16 protein-coding genes are annotated in these 14,947 nt (G+C 60.8%); 5 read left to right on the top strand and 11 right to left on the bottom strand.

The window, feature by feature from the left end; translation table 11 throughout:
* Positions 1-22: 22 nt before the first annotated feature.
* Positions 23-1,888 carry a 1-deoxy-D-xylulose-5-phosphate synthase gene (gene dxs, locus ACF8MC_RS08820; RefSeq protein ID WP_033637303.1) on the top strand — a complete coding sequence of 622 codons (1,866 nt, stop codon included), beginning with the start codon at positions 23-25 and terminating at the stop codon, positions 1,886-1,888.
* 108 nt (positions 1,889-1,996) lie between these two features.
* A complete protein-coding gene (locus tag ACF8MC_RS08825) occupies positions 1,997-2,971 on the top strand; it encodes an aldo/keto reductase (protein ID WP_164105049.1) in 975 nt (324 codons plus the stop codon).
* 32 nt (positions 2,972-3,003) lie between these two features.
* Here the strand turns inward: ACF8MC_RS08825 and pgpA are convergent, their stop codons facing one another.
* The 6 genes from pgpA to nrdR form a co-directional block, all read right to left on the bottom strand.
* Positions 3,004-3,498 (bottom strand): phosphatidylglycerophosphatase A, encoded by a 495-nt coding sequence (gene pgpA / locus ACF8MC_RS08830; protein ID WP_033653272.1) that lies wholly within the window; start codon positions 3,496-3,498, stop codon positions 3,004-3,006.
* Positions 3,491-4,483: a thiamine-phosphate kinase gene (thiL, locus tag ACF8MC_RS08835; protein ID WP_033637301.1), complete on the bottom strand. Its 993-nt coding sequence runs from the start codon at positions 4,481-4,483 to the stop codon at positions 3,491-3,493. The genes pgpA and thiL overlap by 8 nt, the downstream gene beginning before the upstream one ends.
* A 51-nt stretch (positions 4,484-4,534) precedes the next feature.
* Positions 4,535-4,951, bottom strand: coding sequence for a transcription antitermination factor NusB (nusB, locus tag ACF8MC_RS08840; RefSeq protein WP_004940384.1), 417 nt, complete (start codon positions 4,949-4,951; stop codon positions 4,535-4,537).
* 20 nt (positions 4,952-4,971) lie between these two features.
* Positions 4,972-5,442 carry a 6,7-dimethyl-8-ribityllumazine synthase gene (gene ribE / locus ACF8MC_RS08845; RefSeq protein ID WP_033637299.1) on the bottom strand — a complete coding sequence of 157 codons (471 nt, stop codon included), beginning with the start codon at positions 5,440-5,442 and terminating at the stop codon, positions 4,972-4,974.
* 107 nt (positions 5,443-5,549) lie between these two features.
* Positions 5,550-6,659 carry a bifunctional diaminohydroxyphosphoribosylaminopyrimidine deaminase/5-amino-6-(5-phosphoribosylamino)uracil reductase RibD gene (gene ribD, locus ACF8MC_RS08850; protein ID WP_164105050.1) on the bottom strand — a complete coding sequence of 370 codons (1,110 nt, stop codon included), beginning with the start codon at positions 6,657-6,659 and terminating at the stop codon, positions 5,550-5,552.
* A gap of 10 nt (positions 6,660-6,669) precedes the next feature.
* Positions 6,670-7,119 (bottom strand): transcriptional regulator NrdR, encoded by a 450-nt coding sequence (gene nrdR, locus ACF8MC_RS08855; protein WP_004940387.1) that lies wholly within the window; start codon positions 7,117-7,119, stop codon positions 6,670-6,672.
* Positions 7,120-7,294: 175 nt separating this feature from the next.
* On the opposite strand from nrdR, the gene ACF8MC_RS08860 reads away from it, so the two are divergent.
* On the top strand, positions 7,295-7,855 hold the full coding sequence (locus ACF8MC_RS08860; protein ID WP_049213800.1) for a DUF3251 domain-containing protein: 561 nt from the start codon (positions 7,295-7,297) through the stop codon (positions 7,853-7,855).
* 66 nt (positions 7,856-7,921) lie between these two features.
* Here ACF8MC_RS08860 and secF read toward each other — a convergent pair whose 3' ends face one another.
* The 5 genes from secF to queA form a co-directional block, all read right to left on the bottom strand.
* Positions 7,922-8,890, bottom strand: a complete 969-nt coding sequence (secF, locus tag ACF8MC_RS08865; protein ID WP_019454209.1) for a protein translocase subunit SecF — start codon at positions 8,888-8,890, stop codon at positions 7,922-7,924.
* Between the two features lie 10 nt (positions 8,891-8,900).
* Entirely contained in the window at positions 8,901-10,748 is a 1,848-nt protein-coding gene (gene secD, locus ACF8MC_RS08870) for a protein translocase subunit SecD (RefSeq protein ID WP_072008390.1), read from the bottom strand.
* Between the two features lie 24 nt (positions 10,749-10,772).
* Positions 10,773-11,105, bottom strand: coding sequence for a preprotein translocase subunit YajC (gene yajC / locus ACF8MC_RS08875; protein WP_004940391.1), 333 nt, complete (start codon positions 11,103-11,105; stop codon positions 10,773-10,775).
* 33 nt (positions 11,106-11,138) lie between these two features.
* On the bottom strand, positions 11,139-12,263 hold the full coding sequence (gene tgt / locus ACF8MC_RS08880) for a tRNA guanosine(34) transglycosylase Tgt (protein WP_033647322.1): 1,125 nt from the start codon (positions 12,261-12,263) through the stop codon (positions 11,139-11,141).
* 72 nt (positions 12,264-12,335) lie between these two features.
* Entirely contained in the window at positions 12,336-13,406 is a 1,071-nt protein-coding gene (gene queA / locus ACF8MC_RS08885; protein ID WP_004940394.1) for a tRNA preQ1(34) S-adenosylmethionine ribosyltransferase-isomerase QueA, read from the bottom strand.
* 119 nt (positions 13,407-13,525) lie between these two features.
* On the opposite strand from queA, the gene ACF8MC_RS08890 reads away from it, so the two are divergent.
* Together ACF8MC_RS08890 and ACF8MC_RS08895 are read left to right on the top strand one after the other, a co-directional pair.
* The gene (locus ACF8MC_RS08890; protein WP_049213799.1) at positions 13,526-14,107 is read left to right on the top strand and encodes an ACP phosphodiesterase; all 582 of its coding nucleotides are present in this window, start codon (positions 13,526-13,528) and stop codon (positions 14,105-14,107) included.
* Between the two features lie 229 nt (positions 14,108-14,336).
* Complete coding sequence (locus tag ACF8MC_RS08895; protein WP_019454212.1) at positions 14,337-14,939, top strand: peroxiredoxin C; 603 nt, start codon at positions 14,337-14,339, stop codon at positions 14,937-14,939.
* The last annotated feature ends 8 nt before the right edge of the window (positions 14,940-14,947 follow it).

A 14,947-nucleotide genomic window follows, 5' to 3' on the forward strand; every position in this document is an offset into this window, starting at 1 on the left:
ACTCCTCTGATATGAGTATCGAATGAGTCTTGATATAGCCAAATACCCAACCCTGGCGCTAGCGGAAAACCCCGAGGAACTCCGCTCACTGCCCAAAGAGAGCTTGCCGAAGCTGTGCGATGAGCTGCGGCAATACCTGCTGAACAGCGTCAGTCGCTCCAGCGGCCACTTTGCCTCCGGGCTGGGTACCGTCGAACTGACGGTGGCGTTGCATTTCGTCTACAACACGCCGTTCGATCACCTGGTGTGGGACGTCGGCCACCAGGCCTACCCGCACAAAATTCTGACCGGCCGCCGCGACCGCATCGCCACCATTCGGCAAAAAAACGGCCTGCATCCGTTCCCGTGGCGCGCCGAAAGCGAATACGACGTGCTATCGGTCGGCCATTCGTCAACCTCGATCAGCGCCGGCCTCGGCATGGCGGTGGCGGCAGAGCGTGAAGGCAAAGGCCGCCGCACGGTGTGCGTGATCGGCGATGGCGCCATCACCGCCGGCATGGCGTTCGAAGCGATGAACCACGCGGGCGACATCAACCCGGACATGCTGGTGGTGCTGAACGATAACGAGATGTCGATATCGGAAAACGTCGGCGCGCTGAACAACCACCTGGCGCAGCTGCTGTCCGGCAAGCTTTACTCCACCCTGCGCGAAGGCGGCAAGAAAGTGCTGGCCGGCGTGCCGCCGATCAAGGAGCTGGTGAAACGCACCGAAGAGCACCTGAAAGGCATGGTGGTGCCGGGCACGCTGTTCGAAGAGCTGGGCTTCAACTATATCGGCCCGGTAGACGGGCACGACGTGCAGGGGCTGGTCGCCACGTTGAAAAACATGCGCGATCTGAAAGGCCCGCAGCTGTTGCACATCATGACCAAGAAAGGCCGCGGTTACGCGCCGGCGGAGAAGGATCCGATCAGCTTCCACGCGGTGCCGAAGTTCGATCCCGCCAGCGGCACGCTGCCGAAAAGCGCCGGTGGTCTGCCGACCTATTCGAAAATCTTCGGCGACTGGCTGTGTGAAACCGCCGCCAAAGACAGCTCGCTGATGGCGATCACGCCGGCGATGCGCGAAGGCTCCGGCATGGTGCAGTTCTCTCGTGACTACCCGCAGCAATATTTCGACGTGGCGATCGCCGAGCAGCACGCGGTCACCTTCGCCGCCGGGCTGGCGATCGGCGGCTACAAGCCGGTGGTGGCGATCTATTCCACCTTCCTGCAACGCGCCTACGATCAGCTGATCCACGATGTGGCGATCCAAAACCTGCCGGTGATGTTCGCCATCGATCGCGGCGGCATCGTCGGCGCCGACGGCCAGACTCACCAGGGAGCGTTCGATCTGTCGTTCATGCGCTGCATTCCGACCATGGTGATCATGACGCCGAGCGACGAGAACGAATGCCGCCAGATGCTGTACACCGGCTATCACTACAACGACGGCCCGAGCGCCGTGCGCTATCCGCGCGGCACCGGCACCGGCGCGGCGCTGGAGCCGCTCAACCTGCTGCCGATCGGCAAAGGCGTGGTGCGCCGCCAGGGGGAAAAGATCGCCATTCTCAACTTCGGCACCCTGCTGCCGGAGGCCGCGCAAGCGGCGGAGGCGCTCAACGCCACGCTGGTCGACATGCGCTTCGTCAAACCGCTGGACGAGCAGTTGGTGCTCGAACTGGCCGCCAGCCATGAAACGCTGGTCACGCTGGAAGAGAACGCCATCATGGGCGGCGCCGGCAGCGGCGTCAACGAACTGCTGATGGCCAAACGCCGTCCGGTGCCGGTGCTGAACCTCGGCCTGCCGGACAGCTTCGTCTCGCAGGGCAGCCAGGAAGAACTGCGCGCCGATCTGGGGCTGGACGCCGCCGGCATTCAGCGCCAAATCGAAACCTGGCTGGCGCAGTAATCGCCACTCGCGCCTGACAAAACGCCTCCGCTCTCGGGGGCGTTTTCGTTTCCGCCCTCCGGGATCCGCGCTACAGTTACTGTCTGAGCTTTCGAATGGGAGGCAAGCATGAAGTACCTTAAACTGGGCAACACCGATCTGAACGTCTCGCGCATCTGCCTGGGTTGCATGACCTACGGCGAACCGAACCGCGGCAATCACGCCTGGACGCTGCCGGAAGAGAGCAGCCGTCCGCTGCTGAAACAGGCGCTGGAAGCCGGCATCAACTTTTTCGATACCGCCAACAGCTATTCCGACGGCAGCAGCGAGGAGATCCTCGGCCGGGCGCTGCGCGACTATGCGCGCCGCGAAGACGTGGTGGTCGCCACCAAGGTGTATTTCCCGCTGAGCAACCTGGAACGCGGTTTGTCGCGCGCCAACATCATGCAATCCATCGACGACAGCCTGCGGCGCCTGGGCACCGACTATGTCGATTTGCTGCAGATCCACCGCTGGGATTACGAAACGCCGCTGGAAGAGACGCTGGAAGCGCTGCACGACGTGGTGAAAGCCGGCAAGGCGCGTTACATCGGCGCCTCCTCGATGTACGCCTGGCAGTTCGCCAAGGCGCTGTATACCGCCGATCTGCACGGCTGGACGCGCTTTGTTAGCATGCAGGATCAATACAACCTGATTCAGCGCGAAGAAGAGCGCGAAATGCATCCGTTGTGTACCGCCGAAGGCATCGCCGTGCTGCCGTGGAGCCCGCTGGCGCGCGGCCGCCTGACCCGCCCCTGGGGCGAAACCACCGCGCGGCTGGTTTCCGACCAGTTCGGCAAGAGCCTGTACGAGGAAACTGAAGGCATCGACGCCATTATCGCCGAGCGCGTCGCCAGCCTCGCCGACGAACGCGGCGTTTCACGCGCGCAGATCGCGCTGGCCTGGCTGCTGAATAAGCCGGCGGTCAGCGCGCCGATCGTCGGCGCTTCACGCAGCGATCAGTTGGATGACGCCATCGCCGCGGTCGATTTGAGTTTGTCGCCGCAAGAGGTCGCAGAACTGGAGACGGCTTACGTGCCGCATCGGGTGACGGGATTTGAATAAGAGAAGCGGGCGCAAAACGGCGCGCCCGTCTGTCAGAACAGCCCGATCGGCCAGTGGTGCCCAATCAGGTAGATGATGCCGGCGGACAGCACGCCGGCGATGATATCGTCGACCATGATGCCCATGCCGCCATGCACGTTGCGGTCGAACCAGCGGATCGGCCACGGCTTCCACATGTCGAGAATGCGGAAGATAACGAAACCGGCGGCGACCCAGCGCCAGTCGTTGACCGGCAGCGCCATCAGCGTGATCCACATGCCGACGAACTCGTCCCAGACGATGCTGCCGTGATCGTGCACCTTCATGTCTTTTGCCGTGCGGTGGCAAATATAGACGCCGATGCAGATGCTGAACATCACCGTCAGCGAGTAGAGCTGCCACGGCAGCTGGAGCAGCAGCAGCCAAAACGGGATCGCCGCCAGCGATCCCATGGTGCCCGGCATCACCGGCGACAAACCGCTGCCAAACCCGGTGGCCAGCAGGTGCCACGGATTGCTCATCCGCAGCCGGCGCTTGGCTTCATCCATGGGTGCCCGGCTCCGCGTTGAAATGATCGAACCCAGCCCAGTCCAGCTCTACCGCCTCATCGTCGCGATAATAGCGGATGCCTTCAGACAGCGGGCCAATTTGGCCGATACAGGTGTAGTCGGCCCCGAGGTGGCTCAACGCCACTTCCAGCGCGCCGCGGTTGATCTCCGGCACGGTGAAGCACAGTTCGTAATCTTCACCGCCCGCCAGCGCCCAGCGCAGCGCCTGTTCGGCATCGGCGTGGCTGCTCAGCGCCTGCGACATCGGCAGCTCGTCCAGCACGATGCGTGCGCCACAGTCGCTGGCCTTAAGGATATGCTTCAGATCGGAAATCAGGCCGTCGGAGATGTCGATCGCCGAGCTGGCCAGATCGCGCAGCGCCTGCCCCTGCAACACCCGCGGCTGCGGCCGCAGATGGCGAGCGACCAAATAATCGCGCGCCGTCGTTTCCGTCACCGCCAAACGATCCTGCAGGATCGCCAACCCGGCGGCGCTGTCGCCCAACGTGCCGGTCACATAGATCCAGTCGCCGATGCGCGCGCCGCTGCGGGTCAGCGCCCGGCCGGCCGGGATCAGCCCCTGGATGGTCAGCGTCATGCTCAGCGGCCCGCGCGTGGTATCGCCGCCGATCAGCTGCATGCCGTAATAGTTGAGCTGATCGAACAGGCTGTCGCTGAAGGCCTTCAGCCAGGATTCGTTCACTTCAGGCAGGGTCAGCGCCAGCGAAAGCCAGGCCGGATCGGCGCCCATCGCCGCCAGATCGCTCAGATTGACCGCCAACGCCTTATAGCCGAGATCGGCCGGATCGATGTCCGGCAGAAAGTGCACGCCCGCCACCAGCGTATCGGTACTGACGGCCACCAGCTGTTTTTCCGGCACTGCCAGCAGTGCGCAGTCATCTCCAATACCCAACTGTACATCCCGGCGCACACGCTTGAACCGGTCAAAATAGCGGGCAATGAGGTCAAATTCGCCGCATGCCATATCGATATTCCACTAGAAGAAATTAAGGCCGGGAATACCGGCCTTAATGTTTTACTTTTTCTTGCGAAGGGTTGGCGCCACTTTATCCAGCACCCCGTTCACAAACTTGTGGCTGTCTTCCGCGCCGAAGGTTTTCGCCAGTTCGATCGCTTCGTTGATCGCCACCTTGTAAGGGACATCCTCGCGCATTTTCAGTTCAAACAGCGCGACGCGCAGCACCGCGCGCTCCACCTGGCCCAGCTCTTCGAGCTGACGCGACAGGTAAGGCGCCATCAGTTCATCCAGCATACCTGCATTCACTGCCGCGCCGGACAGCAACTCGCGAAAATAGGCGACGTCAACATCTTTGACATCCTGCTCCGTCAGGAACTGGTGTTCAACATCGGCAAGGTCGTTTTTAGACAACTGCCAAGAGTAAAGCGCTTGAACAGCGCACTCACGAGCGCGGCGACGAGCAGCAGGTTTCACGGAATTCCCCTTAACTAAATTCAGGCTTTAATAGCTTTGATAACATTAATCATTTCAAGTGCGGTCAGCGCGGCTTCAGCGCCCTTGTTGCCCGCTTTGGTGCCGGCGCGTTCGATCGCCTGCTCGATGCTTTCGGTGGTCAGCACGCCAAAAGCAACCGGGATTTCGGCATTCATCGCAACGTTGCCGATGCCGGAGCTGGCTTCGCCCGCCACATATTCGAAGTGCGCGGTGCCCCCACGGATAACGGTGCCCAACGCGATAACCGCGTCGTATTTGCCGGTTTTGGCCAATACGCTCGCCGTCAGCGGCAGCTCGTAAGCGCCCGGGACCCAGACAACGGTGATGTTGTCGTCAGCAACCTGACCAATGCGTTTCAACGCGTCGATCGCGCCTTCCAGCAGGCTGTCGTTGATGAAATTGTTAAAACGTGCAATTGCGATCGCCACGCGGGCCTTTGGAGTAGCAACAACACCTTCGATAACTTTCATGGGCTTTCCTTAAAAATGGGTTCAATACCCCGCAGGGGGGCGGATTCTATCATATTCTTTCATCGCCTGCGCGGCGCTTTTGTAAAACCGGCGCACGGGCGCGAGATTCAGTGTTTCGCCCGCAGGCGCAAACGCAGGTCGGGGCCAACCTGGCGCACGTCGCTGAAGACGAACTCCGGCACGTCGGCCAATCGCTCCAGGCCCGGCAGGTGGCACAGGCCACGGCCATTATCGCCCAACAGTTTCGGCGCGATGTACAAAATGAGCTCATCCACCAGGCCGGCCTGCAGCAGTGCGCCGGCCAGCGATGCGCCCGCCTCCACCCAGATTGAATTCACCTGGCGCTTGGCCAACAGCATCATCATCACCACCAGATCGACGCCGCCGCCGTGCGCCGGGCAGATAAACTGCTCGACGTCTTGCGGCCAGGCCTGTTCATCCGCCTCCAGGCGCGCCAGCCAGGTGGCGCCCGGCTGCTGCACCACGCGGTGCTGCGGAGTAATGCGATTTTGGCTGTCGAGCAGGATGCGCAGCGGCTGGCGCAGATTGTCGCGCGGATAGAGGCGCTGCGTCTCGGCGTCCAATTCATCCCAACGCACCGTCAGCGACGGATCGTCCGCCAGCACGGTGGCGCTGGTGCTGAGAATGGCGGCACTCTGCGCGCGCAGGCGCTGCACGTCCTGACGCGCTTCGGGTGAGGTGATCCACTGGCTCTCGCCGGAGGCCATCGCCGTGCGGCCGTCCAGCGACGCGCCCAGCTTCAGCTGCACGTAAGGGAAACCGGTGCGCATGCGCTTGAGGAAGCCCAGGTTGACCGCTTCGGCCTCGGCCAGCATCAGGCCGTGCCGCACCTCGACGCCGGCCTGCTGCAGCTTGTACAGCCCGCGCCCCGCCACCTGCGGATTGGGATCTTGCATCGCCGCGACCACCCGGGTTACGCCGGCGGCCACCAGCGCATCGGCGCAGGGCGGCGTGCGGCCGTGATGGCTGCACGGCTCGAGCGTGACATAGGCGGTGGCGCCGCGCGCCTTGTCGCCCGCCATGCGCAGCGCGTGCACTTCCGCGTGCGGCTCGCCGGCGCGCAGATGATAGCCTTCACCGACAATTTCGCCGTCGCGCACGATAACGCAGCCGACGTTCGGATTGGGTGCGGTGGTAAAACGCCCCAGCCGCGCCAGTTCGAAGGCGCGCGCCATATAAAGTTCGTCGTGATGCATGAAAGATCCTTTAGTCTTGCAGGCGGGCGATCTCTTCGCCGAACTCGCGCACGTCTTCGAAGCTGCGGTACACCGACGCGAAGCGAATATAGGCGACCTTATCCAGCTTTTTCAGCGCGTCCATCACCAGATTGCCCACCAGTTTGGTCGGCACTTCTCGTTCGCCGGTGGCGCGCAGTTGGGATTTTATATGATTAAGGGCGTTTTCCACGTCGTCCGAGCTGACCGGGCGCTTTTCCAGCGCTTTCAGCATGCCGCGGCGCAGTTTGTCTTCGTTGAACGGCTCGCGCACCTCATCGCTTTTAATCACTCGCGGCATCACCAGCTCAGCCACCTCGAAGGTGGTGAAGCGTTCATTGCACACCAGACACTGGCGGCGACGGCGCACTTGCGAACCGTCCCCCACCAGGCGGGAATCAATGACTTTGGTATCAACGGCGGCGCAGAAAGGGCAATGCATAACACGTCCTGATAAACGTTTTTTATAGATAAATGCAGTTTACCCCGAAGTGCAGCCACAACAAAGGGCGGCGGCCATTTGTTGCGACACGCGGCCGGGAAGCGGCGCCGATATGACTTTCCCCTCCGGGCGGACTAAGCTGATAACAGGAGATTCAGCATAGGAAATCGCCGTCATGACAACCTGTTACCCCAAAATCGCCCTGCTCGCCGCCGCCGTGTTGCTGGCGGGCTGCGCGCATAACGCCGCCGTGCCCCAGCTGCGCCATCAGGTCGCCGCGCTGAACCAGAAAGTGAGCGTGCTGACCGATCAAACCACCGCGCTGGAGCGGCAGAATCAGCTCAATCAGCACTCCGACAACGGCGTCTATCTGCTGCCGGCGGCCCGAAGCGCCGCCCGTTTGCAGAGCGGTATCGGCGAACTGAGCGTTTCGCTGAGCCACATCAAGAACGAAGCCAACGGCACGCAGGCGCAGCTGCATGTGCGCGTCCTCTCACAGGCCACGCTGCCGCCGTTCAAAGCCGTGGTGGAATGGGGCCAGTTGGACGACGCCACCGGCCGGCCGTTGACCGCCGAGGCGCTGTCGCAACCGATCGCCAGCGCCGATTCGCTGCTGCCGAAGCCCGGCCAGGACTTCGAACTGCGCTTCAGCGGCCTGACGCCGGAACAATTGGGCTATATCCGTCTGCACAGTCTGGTTTCGACCGTCCAACCGGCGGTAGTGAAGCAGCACTGACCCCCGAGGCAAAAAAAAAAGGAGCGCCATCGGCGCTCCTTCTCATATCGCTGAATACTGCGGTTGTTAAGGCAGAATCGAAGGCTGATCTGCGCCCTCTTTTTCCACTTTTTGCTGCAGCATGTGTTCGCGTTTCATCCCCAGCTTCAACGCCAGCGCGGACGCGACGTAGATCGAGGAGACGGTACCGATCGACACGCCGATCAGCATCGCCAGCGAGAAGCCTTGCAGCATCGCGCCACCGAAGATGTACAGCATCAGCACCACCATCAGGGTGGTCCCGGAAGTCATCAGCGTACGGCTCAGCGTCTGGGTCAACGACACGTTCATGATCTCGTAAGGCGTACCGCGGCGGATCTTGCGGAAGTTCTCACGAATACGGTCGGAAACCACGATGCTGTCGTTCAGCGAGTAGCCGATAACCGACATCAGGGACGCGACGATGGTCAGGTCAATCTCGATATGGAACAGCGACAGCACGCCCAGCGTGATGATCACGTCGTGCGCCAGCGCGATAACCGCCCCCAGCGCCAGGCGCCATTCGAAGCGGAAACCGACGTAGATCAGGATACAGATCAACGCCACCAGCAGCGCCATGCCGCCGGTTTGCGCCAGTTCGCTGCCCACGCTCGGGCCGACGAACTCGATGCGCTTCACGGTGGCATTTTTATCCACCGAGTCGTTGATCACGCCGATCACCTTGTTGCCCAGTTCCTGGCCTGCGGTGCCGGTCGCCGGTGGCATGCGCACCATCACGTCGCGGCTGCTGCCGAAGTTCTGGATGATCGGATCCTGGAACCCGGCCTTCTCCAGCGTATCGCGCATCAGGTCGAGATTAGCCGGTTTCTCCAGGTTGATTTCAATCACCGTACCGCCGGTGAAATCCAGACCCCAGTTAAACCCGCGCACCGACATGGTGGCGATCGACGCGACCAACAGCACCAACGAGATGCCGAAGGCCACGTAGTCCCAGCGCATAAAGTCGTAGACTTTACGGCCGTAGTTGAGTTGCTCAACAGTATAATCCTGTGCCACAACGCACTCCTCAGATAGACAGCTTGTTAATGCGTTTGCCGCCGTAAAGCAGGTTGACGATGGCACGGGTACCGACAATCGCGGTGAACATGGACGTCGCCACACCGATAGCGGTGGTGATCGCAAAGCCTTTGATCGAACCGGTGCCGACTGCGTACAGGATGATCGCGGTGATCAGCGTGGTGATGTTGGCGTCAACGATACTGGAGAACGCGCCTTTATAGCCCTCATGGATCGCCTGCTGAACGGACCTGCCGTTCTTCAGCTCTTCCTTGATACGTTCGTTAATCAGTACGTTGGCGTCGACCGCCACCGCCAGCGTCAACACGATCCCGGCGATGCCCGGCATGGTCAGCGTCGCCCCCGGCAACAGGGACATCACGCCGACGATCAGCACCAGGTTGGCGACCAGCGCCGTGGTGGCGATCACGCCGAACTTACGATACCAGACCACCATGAAGACGATGGACGCCACCAGGCCCCACAGACAGGCTTCCAGACCCTGGGTGATGTTCTGCTGACCCAGGGTCGGGCCGATGGTGCGCTCTTCGACGATCTGAATCGGCGCGATCAGCGCGCCCGCACGCAGCAGCAGCGAAAGCTGACGCGCTTCGTTCGGGTTGCCGATACCGGTGATGCGGAAGCTGTTGCCCAGACGCGACTGAATGTTCGCCACGTTGATCACTTCTTCCTGTTTCACCAGCACTGCACGGCCGTTGGCGTCTTTCTTGCCGCTGTCCTTATACTCCACGAACAGGGTCGCCATCGGCTTGCCGATGTTGTCCTTGGTGAAGTTGGACATGGACGTGCCGCCGGCGCTGTCCAGCGAGATGTTAACCTGCGGCTGGTTGTATTCGTCGGTGCTCGAGGTGGAGTCGGTGATGTGATCACCGGTCAGGATCACGCGCTTGTACAGCACGATCGGCTGGCCGTCACGGGTGTATTTCACCTCGGAGTCGCCCGGCACGCGGCCGTTGGCCGCCGCAGTGGCGTCCGCATTGGTGTTCACCAGACGGAATTCGAGGGTCGCGGTGGCGCCCAGAATTTCTTTGGCGCGCGCGGTGTCCTGAATGCCCGGCAGCTCGACCACGATGCGGTCGGCGCCCTGGCGCTGCACCAGCGGTTCGGCGACGCCGAGCTGGTTGACGCGGTTACGCAGGATAGTGATGTTCTGCTGGACGGCGTATTCGCGCGCTTCGCTCAGACGGGCGTCCGTCAGGCTGGCTTTCATGGTGTTGGCGCCGTTGGCGGACAGCACCAGATCGCGCTGACGCGGGCCGATGTAGCTGATGGCCTGGTCACGAGCCGCATTGTCGCGGAAGCGAACTTCCACGCCGTTGTTGTCCAGCTTGCGGATAGACGCGTAAGGAATGCCCTTCTCGCGCAGCTCGCTGCGCAGGGTATCCATGGTCTGTTCCTGCAGCTTGCTCAACGCGGTGTCCATGTCCACTTCCATCAGGAAGTGCACGCCGCCGCGCAGGTCCAGGCCGAGTTTCATCGGCTCTGCGCCCAGCATGGCCAGCCAGGTCGGCGTGGCCGGCGCCAGGTTCAGTGCCACGACGAATTTGTCACCCAGCTCGGTCACCAGCGCTTCGCGGGCGCGCAGCTGAACGTCAGGATCTTTAAAGCGAGCCAGGATGGCGCCATTTTCCAGCGCAATCGACTTGCTCGCGATGTTGTCTTTTTCTAATACGGTACGGACCTGGTCCAGCGTAGTTTCACTGGCGGCGACGCCGCGCGCGCCAGTGATTTGTACGGCCGGATCCTCACCGTAGATGTTGGGAAGCGCATAAAGCAGACCGACGAGGATCACGACGATCAACATCAGATACTTCCACAAAGGATAACGGTTTAGCACGGCAATTCCCTTCGGGAAAAAAGATTACAGGGCCTTCATGGTACCTTTCGGCAGAACGGCCGCCACGAAGTCACGCTTGATCATCACTTCCGTGGTGTCGTTCAGCGCGATGGCGATGATGCCGGTGTCGGCCACTTTGGTCACGCGACCGATCAGGCCGCCGGTGGTCAGCACTTCGTCGCCTTTACCGATGGAGTCCATCAGCTTCTTGTGATCTTTAGCGCGTTTCTGCTGTGGGCGCAGGATCATGAAGTAGAAGATCAGGCCGAACACCACCAGCATAATGATCAGAGAGTACGGGCTTCCCTGAGCCGGAGCCCCTGCGGATGCGACGGCGTCAGAAATGAAAAAGCTCATTGAAATTCCCTCATTAAGTTATCAATTATTAGATCAAGCGTTTAAAGGCGGAATCGGCTTGCCGATCCGACCATAGAAATCCGCAACAAACTGCTCTAATTTACCCTCTTCGATAGCCTGGCGTAAACCCGCCATCAGGCGTTGGTAGTGACGCAGGTTATGAATCGTGTTCAGTCGAGCACCCAATATTTCGTTGCAACGGTCGAGATGGTGCAAGTAGGCGCGGCTGTAATGGCGACAGGTGTAGCAATCACAGTCCTTATCCAGCGGAGAAGTATCATCCTTGTGCTTGGCATTACGGATTTTTACCACACCGTCAGTCACGAACAAATGGCCGTTGCGGGCGTTGCGGGTCGGCATGACGCAGTCGAACATGTCGATGCCGCGACGCACGCCTTCCACCAAATCTTCCGGCTTGCCGACGCCCATCAAATAGCGTGGCTTATCTTCCGGAATTTGCGGGCAAACGTGTTCAAGAATGCGATGCATATCCTCTTTCGGCTCGCCTACAGCCAAGCCGCCCACAGCGTACCCGTCAAAGCCGATATCCACCAGCCCTTTGACTGAAACATCACGTAAATCTTCGTAAACGCCGCCCTGAATGATGCCGAACAGCGCATTTTTATTTTCCAGCTCGTCGAATCGCTTGCGGCTGCGCTCCGCCCAGCGCAGCGACATTTCCATCGAACGCTTGGCGTAGTCCCAGTCGGCCGGGTACGGCGTACATTCATCGAAGATCATCACGATGTCGGAACCCAGGTCATACTGGATTTCCATCGATTTTTCCGGGCTCAGGAACACCTTGTCGCCGTTGATCGGGTTGCGGAAGTACACGCCTTCCTCTTTGATCTTGCGCATCGCCCCCAGGCTGAACACCTGGAAACCGCCGGAATCGGTGAGGATTGGCCCATGCCACTGCATGAAATCGTGCAGGTCGCCGTGCAGCTTCATGATCTCCTGGCCCGGGCGCAGCCACAGGTGGAAGGTGTTGCCCAGCAGGATCTGCGCGCCGGTTTCTTTCACTTCTTCCGGCGTCATGCCCTTGACCGTGCCGTAGGTGCCGACCGGCATAAAGGCCGGGGTCTCCACCACGCCGCGGTCGAAGATCAGGCGGCCGCGACGCGCGCGGCCATCGGTAGTTTGTAGTTCGTACTTCACAAAACCTCCAGCATCAGAGAAACAGTCTGATGTCGTTGAAACGGGGCCGCGCCGTGCGCGCAGCCCGGGAAATTAACCGCCGACGGACTCGTTTTCCGCCTGCGGGTTACGGCTGATGAACATCGCATCGCCGTAGCTGAAAAAGCGATACTGCTCGGCCACCGCCTGCTGATAGGCGTTCATGGTATTTTTATAGCCGGCGAAGGCCGACACCAGCATGATCAGGGTCGATTCCGGCAGGTGGAAATTGGTCACCAGCGCGTCGATCACCTGATAGTGATAGCCCGGATAGATAAAGATACTGGTGTCGCCGAAGAACGGCGCAATCAGCGCTTCTTTGCTGGCCGCCGCGGCGCTTTCCAGCGAGCGCACCGAGGTGGTGCCCACCGCCACCACGCGCTTGCCGCGCGCCTTGCAGGCCAGCACCGCATCGACCACCTCCTGCGGCACTTCGGCGTATTCGGCATGCATCACGTGATCTTCGATGGTTTCCACGCGCACCGGCTGGAAGGTGCCGGCGCCGACGTGCAGCGTCACGAACGCCATTTCCACGCCCTTGGCGCGCAGCGCCGCCAGCAGCGGCTCGTCGAAGTGCAGGCCGGCGGTCGGCGCGGCAACCGCGCCGGGCTTCTCGCTGTAGACCGTCTGATACAGCTCGCGGTCGGCGTCTTCATCCGGGCGGGCGATATAAGGCGGCAGCGGCATGTGGCCGGCGGCGTTGAGGATAGTGAACACGTCGCGCTCGTCGTTGAAGCGCAGCTCGAACAGCGTCTCGTGGCGCGCCACCATGGTGGCGGCGATGCTCTCGTCATCCCCCAACAGCAGCTCGGCGCCCGGCTTCGGCGCTTTCGACGCGCGCACGTGCGCCAGCACGCGATGGTCGTCCAGCACGCGCTCCACCAGCACCTCAATCTTGCCGCCGCTGACCTTGCGGCCGAACATGCGCGCCGGGATCACGCGGGTATTGTTGAACACCAGCAGGTCGCCGGCTTCCAGCTTATCCAGCAGATCGGTGAATACGCCGTGCGTCAGCGCCCCGCTCGGCCCGTCCAGCTGCAGCAGGCGGCATGCGCTGCGTTCGGCCTGGGGATAGTGGGCAATCAGGGATTCGGGAAGTTCAAACGAAAAATCAGCGACGCGCATGGGTATTCACTTCTTCATTTAGGGCTGGTTGGTAAAAAACAGGCGGCCTAGTCTAAAGCCGGGGGCGGTCAGCGGCAAGAAATAAGGAGGATTTGCCTGACTTCGGGTATAGTTGAGGGATGAATTTTCTCGCTCATCTTCACCTGGCCACGCTGGCGGACAGCTCGCTGCTGGGCAACCTGCTGGCCGATTTCGTGCGCGGCAACCCCGCCGCCGACTACCAGCCCGAGGTGGTGGCCGGCATCATGATGCACCGCCGCGTCGACGTGCTGACCGACAGCCTGCCGCAGGTCAAAGCCAGCCGCGACTATTTCAGCGCCCCCTACCGCCGCGTGGCGCCGATCACCCTCGACGTGGTGTGGGACCATTTTCTGGCGCGCCACTGGCAGCAGCTGGAGCCTTCGCGCGACCTGCACCAGTTTACCCAGGAAGCCCGCAGCCAGATCGAACCTTTTCTGCCGCTCACGCCGCCGCGCTTTCAGAACCTGAACGGCTACCTGTGGCAGGAACGCTGGCTGGAGCGCTACGCCGAATTGCCGTTCATCGCCCGGGTGCTGCAGGGCATGGCCAGCCGCCGCCCGCGCCTCGAGGCGCTGGCCGGTTCGTTCGCCGACGTCGAGCAACATTATCATCAGCTTGAAACACAGTTCTGGCAGTTTTACCCGCAAATGATGCGGCAGGCGAAGGACAAAGCGCTCTGAGGTCAAGCTCAAGCCCTTGAAATTGCAACGCCTTGCAAGAATTTACGTTTTGCCGCTTGCCCTTTTGTGGGAAAAGGTTATTTTTAAAGCTCGCTAAATTATATCAACGACTTTGATAGGTGAAAGCTATCTCATCGATTGGTCTTTTACCCTTTATTCACCAAGTCGCGGCCCCTATACTGGCCCTTGTTTTTACATCCACCCTTTAACACCTATTACAGGAGTAATTATGGTCCTGGTAACTCGTCAAGCCCCTGACTTCACTGCAGCTGCCGTACTGGGTAGCGGCGAAATCGTTGAAAACTTCAACCTGAAGAAGCACCTGAACGGCAAACCGGCCGTCCTGTTCTTCTGGCCAATGGACTTCACCTTCGTATGCCCTTCCGAGCTGATCGCTTTCGATCACCGCTATGAAGAGTTCCAGAAGCGTGGCGTTGAAGTGGTTGGCGTTTCCTTCGACTCAGAGTTCGTTCACAACGCATGGCGTAAAACCCCTGTCGACAAAGGCGGCATCGGTGAAGTGAAATACGCAATGGTTGCTGACATCAAGCGTGAAATTCAGAAAGCTTACGGCATCGAACACCCGGAAGCCGGCGTTGCGCTGCGCGGCTCCTTCCTGATCGACAAAGACGGCATCGTGCGTGCTCAGGTTGTTAACGACCTGCCAATCGGCCGTAACATCGACGAAATGATCCGTACCGTTGACGCGCTGCAATTCCACGAAGAGCACGGTGAAGTGTGCCCGGCTCAGTGGGAAAAAGGCAAAGCAGGTATGGGCGCTTCCCCAGACGGCGTTGCAAAATACCTGTCTGAAAACGCTGCCAAGCTGTAATTTCAGCC

The organism is Serratia sp. LACPHL-BACT-2024-00286, from assembly GCF_043109535.1.
GTDB lineage: Bacteria > Pseudomonadota > Gammaproteobacteria > Enterobacterales > Enterobacteriaceae > Serratia > Serratia sarumanii.

Coding starts and splice junctions, on each gene's coding strand:
- dxs (WP_033637303.1), top strand. CDS start 23: ATGAGTCTTGATATAGCCAAATACCCAACCCTGGCGCTAGCGGAAAAC.
- ACF8MC_RS08825 (WP_164105049.1), top strand. CDS start 1,997: ATGAAGTACCTTAAACTGGGCAACACCGATCTGAACGTCTCGCGCATC.
- pgpA (WP_033653272.1), bottom strand. CDS start 3,498: ATGGATGAAGCCAAGCGCCGGCTGCGGATGAGCAATCCGTGGCACCTG.
- thiL (WP_033637301.1), bottom strand. CDS start 4,483: ATGGCATGCGGCGAATTTGACCTCATTGCCCGCTATTTTGACCGGTTC.
- ribE (WP_033637299.1), bottom strand. CDS start 5,442: ATGAAAGTTATCGAAGGTGTTGTTGCTACTCCAAAGGCCCGCGTGGCG.
- ribD (WP_164105050.1), bottom strand. CDS start 6,659: ATGCATCACGACGAACTTTATATGGCGCGCGCCTTCGAACTGGCGCGG.
- nrdR (WP_004940387.1), bottom strand. CDS start 7,119: ATGCATTGCCCTTTCTGCGCCGCCGTTGATACCAAAGTCATTGATTCC.
- ACF8MC_RS08860 (WP_049213800.1), top strand. CDS start 7,295: ATGACAACCTGTTACCCCAAAATCGCCCTGCTCGCCGCCGCCGTGTTG.
- yajC (WP_004940391.1), bottom strand. CDS start 11,105: ATGAGCTTTTTCATTTCTGACGCCGTCGCATCCGCAGGGGCTCCGGCT.
- queA (WP_004940394.1), bottom strand. CDS start 13,406: ATGCGCGTCGCTGATTTTTCGTTTGAACTTCCCGAATCCCTGATTGCC.
- ACF8MC_RS08890 (WP_049213799.1), top strand. CDS start 13,526: ATGAATTTTCTCGCTCATCTTCACCTGGCCACGCTGGCGGACAGCTCG.
- ACF8MC_RS08895 (WP_019454212.1), top strand. CDS start 14,337: ATGGTCCTGGTAACTCGTCAAGCCCCTGACTTCACTGCAGCTGCCGTA.